Raw genomic sequence first — 4,559 nt, forward strand, 5'->3', positions numbered from 1 at the left:
CCCCCCCCCCCACGCCGCCTACTTGCCGACCGCGTTCGGCCTGGTGCCGTCCGCGTACAGGTCCACGCCCTTGGGCTCCTTCACCAGGGTGACCCCGAGGAAGGAGACCGCGCAGGCCACGACGATGTAGACGCCGATCGACCACGAGGCGCCGGTCTCGGTGAGCAGCAGCTCGGCGATCATGGGCGCGAAGGCGCCGCCGAGGATCGCGCCGAGGGCGTAGCCGATGGACACGCCGGAGTAGCGGACCTCGGCCGGGAACATCTCCGCGTACAGCGCCGACTGGGGGCCGTAGCTCAGGCCCAGGGTGAGCGTGAAGATGAAGACGCCCGCGAAGTACAGGTAGATGTTGCCGGTGTCGACCATGAACCACATCGGCACGGACCAGGCGGCCAGCAGCACGTAGCCGAGCTGGAAGGTCCGCACCCGGCCGAGCTTGTCGCTCAGGATGCCGCCGTAGAGCGTGGAGATGAGCCAGCCGAACGAGGCGAGGGTGGTCGCCAGGAGCACGGGGCCGCGGTCCATGCCGAGGCCGAACTCCTCGACCGGCCGGGAGGCGTAGGTCGCCAGGTAGGCGATGACGAGGTACCCGGCGGCGTTGTTGGCGATGAAGATCAGCGCGGAGAGGACGACCTCACGGGTGTGCTCGCGGAACAGTCGGCCCAGCGGGGCGGAGGTCTCGGCCTTGCGCGCCTGCATGAGCTTGAAGACCGGGGACTCCTCCACGGACTTGCGGATGAGGTGGCCGATGATGATCAGCAGGAAGGACAGGAGGAAGGGGATGCGCCAGCCCCACTCCAGGAACGCCTCCGGGCCGATGGCCGCGGTGATCACCCAGACGACGAAGGTCGCCAGGATCATGCCGCAGGGGACTCCGATCTGCGGGTAGGCGCCGAAGAAGCCGCGCTTGTCGACCGGTGCGTGCTCCACCGACATCAGTGCCGCGCCGCCCCACTCGCCGCCCGCCGAGAAGCCCTGGAGGATGCGCAGGATGATCAGCAGGACGGGCGCGGCCACGCCGATCTGGGCGTAGGTGGGCAGCAGGCCGATCAGGCAGGTGGCGAGCCCCATCATGACCAGGGTCGCCACGAGCACGCGCTTGCGGCCGAACCTGTCTCCGAGGGCGCCCGCGACGATCGCGCCGAGCGGCCGGAAGAGGAAGGAGATGCCGATGGTCGCGAAGGACAGGACCTGGGCCAGCCCCGGGCTGTCCTCGGTCAGCGGCGACAGGAACAGGGGGGCGAGCACGAGGCCGGCGGCCTGCGCGTAGATGAAGAAGTCGTACCACTCGATGGTGGTGCCGACCATGGTCCCGGCGAGGACGCGCCGCCGCTCCCTGGTCTCGATCGCGCCGCCCGGCCCTGGGGCCGTCGAGTCGGAAGTTGCCATTGGTGCTCCGTATGTTCTCTACCGACCGGAGGTCGGATTCCGCTCGTGGGCTCTCGGTATCGGCAGCCACGGTGACAACCACCCGTCCCTCCAGACGCACAAGCGACAGGAAGGACATGTCCGACACCGGACTGAGCCCCAGGACACCATGTCATGTGACTCAAGGCACTTTCCACACCGGGGCCTACTTTTCGCAGCTCGAAAGCTATGTCCTGACCGAACGGTCGGTTAGATGAATGGCACTGTCGGTGGCTCGCGGCTCGTGACCAGCCACAGCTCGGCGCCGGGCGGACGACATGTCGGCGGATCGACGAGTCGACATACCGCCGAATCCGTTTCGGGGCGGAAGGGGCCGTGAGCAGGGAGAAGCGGGGCGCTCCGCCCGAGAGCGGTCGTGTACAGCGAAAAACACCCGGTTAGCGACGGACCGGCGTGGAAAACTGACTACCACACCCGTCCTGTGACGTAGACCACGGCTCTGTTCCCGCCGCCCCCACGACGAAACGCCCCCCAGGGAGTCATCAGGTGCCCACCATCGGACTGTCCCAGGCCATCGACGAACTGCGCCGGGAGCTCGCCGCCGCGCGCCGGAAGGGGGAGGGCCACGAGATCGGCATCGAGATCGTCGAGGCCGAGGTCGAACTCCTCCTGGAGGCGCACCATGAGGGAGCCGGGAAGGCCGGTGTGCGCTTCGGTGTGCTCTCCCTCAACGCCGAGGGCAAGGCCGGCCGCAAGGACACGCACCGGATCACGCTGAAGCTCGCCCTGACCGACGCGGACGGAAGGAAACTCGCGATCGCCTCTGATAGCGGAGCGGTCTGGGAGGACCGCAGGGACCTGGACTGATGGACCCGAGGTGTGTCGCGGACGTCCGCGTCGCCAGGGCCGGGGCCGCCTCCAGGGGAGGGACCGGCTACCTCGTCGGGCCCTCCCTCGTCCTCACCGCGGCCCATGTGCTCGACGGCCACGAGCGTGTCGACGTGCGCCTGGGAGCCGACCCGCCGAGCGGTTTCCTGCGGTGCTCCGTCGTCTGGTCGGACCGGAGCACGGACGTCGCCCTGCTGCGGCTGGAGGAGCCGCGGCCCCACCCCTCCGTGCGCTGGGGGAAGCTCTCGGCGGACGAACCGCAGCCGTACCGTTCGCTCGGCTACCCCGACCTCGCGGCCAACGACGGGGGCCGCGACCTGAAGGACCTGCGGGGGACCCTCAGCCCGTGGGACGGCATGGTCAGGAAGGACCTCCGGCTCGACGTCCAGCGGGAGTACGGCAACGACGTGTCGTGGAAGGGGGCCTCCGGCACCGCCGTGTTCGTCAGGGAACGGCTGGTGGGCGTCATCGTCGACCACGACCGGCGCAACGGGGACCTGATCGCCCGCCGGTCCACGCGGTTCGCCCGCGATAAGGACTTCCGGCGCCTGGTCAGGGAGGACGCGGGGACGGAGCCGTGGCTCGTCCCGGTGGACCTCCCGCGCGCGGCGCGCAACACCGCCAGGCGTTTCGTCCGCGCCCGGCTCTCCTCCCTGCGCAGGCTTCCGCACACGCTCGCGGTGGCCGTCCGGGAACGGCGCGGTCACGGCACGCGGGCGGGGACGGCGGCCGTCCCCGCCCGGAGGAGCCGTGCCACGGCCGGGATGCGGGAGCGCCGTGGTGCCGGGCGACCGGTGTGGCCCCTGGCCGTCGCCGCCGTCGCGCTGCTCACCCTGGTCCCGAACGGCGTGTACTGGCTGCGGGCCAACGGCCACCTGGGGCTGGGCCTCCAGTGCGCCCCGCCCACCGAGCTCACCGTGCTCACCACCCCGGACCAGCACGCCGTCGTCCAGCGGGCCGCCGACGACTTCTCCGCCCACGTCGGCGGCCGGGACGAGAGGAGCGGGTGCGTACCCGTGCGCGTCAGCGTCACCGTCGCGGGCGGGGCCGCGCGGACGCGCGAGCTGCTGCGCGAGGGGTGGACCGACCTGCGGGCGGGGCCCCGCCCGCACGTGTGGCTGCCGGACTCCAGCGCGGACGTCGCCCTGCTGCGCGGGGATCCGGGTGACGCGCCCGGCCTGGAGACGGGGGAGGGGAGCGCCACCAGGCTCACACCCGTGGTGCTGGGGCTGCCCGAGTCCGCGGGCGAGGTCCCCGCCTGTTCCGGGACCGACCCGGGCGGAGCGCGTTCGAACCTCGTCGTCTGCACGGCCGCGGCGGCGGAGGCCGGGCTCCTCCTGGCCCGCCCCTCACCGGAGGCCTCGGTCTCGGCGCTGATCCAGACCGAGGCCCTGTACTCCGCGTACGGGGACGGGGGCGCCGAGGAGATCCAGATCGCGGAGGCCCGCGCGACCTCGGCCGGGCTCGACGCCGAGGGCAACCTCGGCCTGCTGTGCGCGCTGCGCGGCGGGAGCGCCGACCCCGCCTCCGTCGGGGTGTTCAGCACCGAGTACGCGATCAACGCCTACAACACGGGCGCGCAGCTGGGCCCCGGGTGCGGGCCGACGGGCGAGGAACCGGACGAGCCCCTGGTCCCCGTCTACTTCTCCGAGACGCCCGGCCTGGACCACCCGTTCGTACGGCTGGACTGGGGCGGCGACGGGGTCGAACGGGAGGCGGAGGCGTTCGGGGAGTGGATGCGGCACCCCCGGGAGACAACGGCCTTCCAGGGCTACCGGACGGTGGAGGGCGCCATGATCGGCGGGGATGCGGAGCGGTCCCTGATGGAGGTCACACACCTCAACTCGGCCCGTCAGGACGGGGAGTGGCGGGAGCGGCTGGAGTCCGGGCTGCGGCAGCAGGAGCGCTCCCGCGCCCCGGTCGAGGTCCTGCTCGTGGTCGACCGCTCCGACTCCATGAGCGGCCCCGGCACGGGCGGCACCCGGCTGGCGACCGCGCAACAGCTGGCCCGGACCGCCGTCGGCCTCCTGGGGGAGCAGGACACCGTGGGGATCTGGACCTTTCCCGAGGGCGGACCGGGCAACGACGTCACCGGCCAGGAACGCGTCCTGCCCCCGGAACCGGGCATGGACGCGCGCAGGGAGGAGTCGGCGCGCGAGGCGATCGACGCGCTGAGCGCCGAGTTCCCGGCCACCCCGCTGGCCGACGCCGTCCGCGACGGCGCCGAGGAACTGGAGTCCTGCGCCGACCGTCCGGGGGAGCCCGGCGCCTGCGCCCTGGTCGTCCTCACCGACGGCGTCGCC

3 protein-coding genes are annotated in these 4,559 nt (G+C 72.1%); 2 read left to right on the forward strand and 1 reads right to left on the reverse strand.

Features of this window, described 5'->3' with window-relative positions:
- Positions 1-18: 18 nt before the first annotated feature.
- The gene (locus DQW06_RS26400; RefSeq protein WP_013151075.1) at positions 19-1,389 is read right to left on the reverse strand and encodes an MFS transporter; all 1,371 of its coding nucleotides are present in this window, start codon (positions 1,387-1,389) and stop codon (positions 19-21) included.
- Positions 1,390-1,914: 525 nt separating this feature from the next.
- Here DQW06_RS26400 and DQW06_RS26405 point away from each other — a divergent pair.
- The gene (locus tag DQW06_RS26405; protein WP_013151073.1) at positions 1,915-2,235 is read left to right on the forward strand and encodes a trypco2 family protein; all 321 of its coding nucleotides are present in this window, start codon (positions 1,915-1,917) and stop codon (positions 2,233-2,235) included.
- On the forward strand, positions 2,235-4,559 hold a 2,325-nt coding region (locus DQW06_RS26410; protein ID WP_117199516.1), incomplete at its 3' end, for a trypsin-like peptidase domain-containing protein. The genes DQW06_RS26405 and DQW06_RS26410, both read left to right, overlap by 1 nt.

The sequence above is a fragment of the Nocardiopsis sp. TNDT3 genome, from assembly GCF_003427465.1.
Classification (GTDB): Bacteria; Actinomycetota; Actinomycetes; order Streptosporangiales; family Streptosporangiaceae; genus Nocardiopsis; species Nocardiopsis dassonvillei.

Bases quoted from the DNA above. Each gene is read 5' to 3' on its own strand.
- DQW06_RS26400 (WP_013151075.1), bottom strand. From the start codon at position 1,389: ATGGCAACTTCCGACTCGACGGCCCCAGGGCCGGGCGGCGCGATCGAG.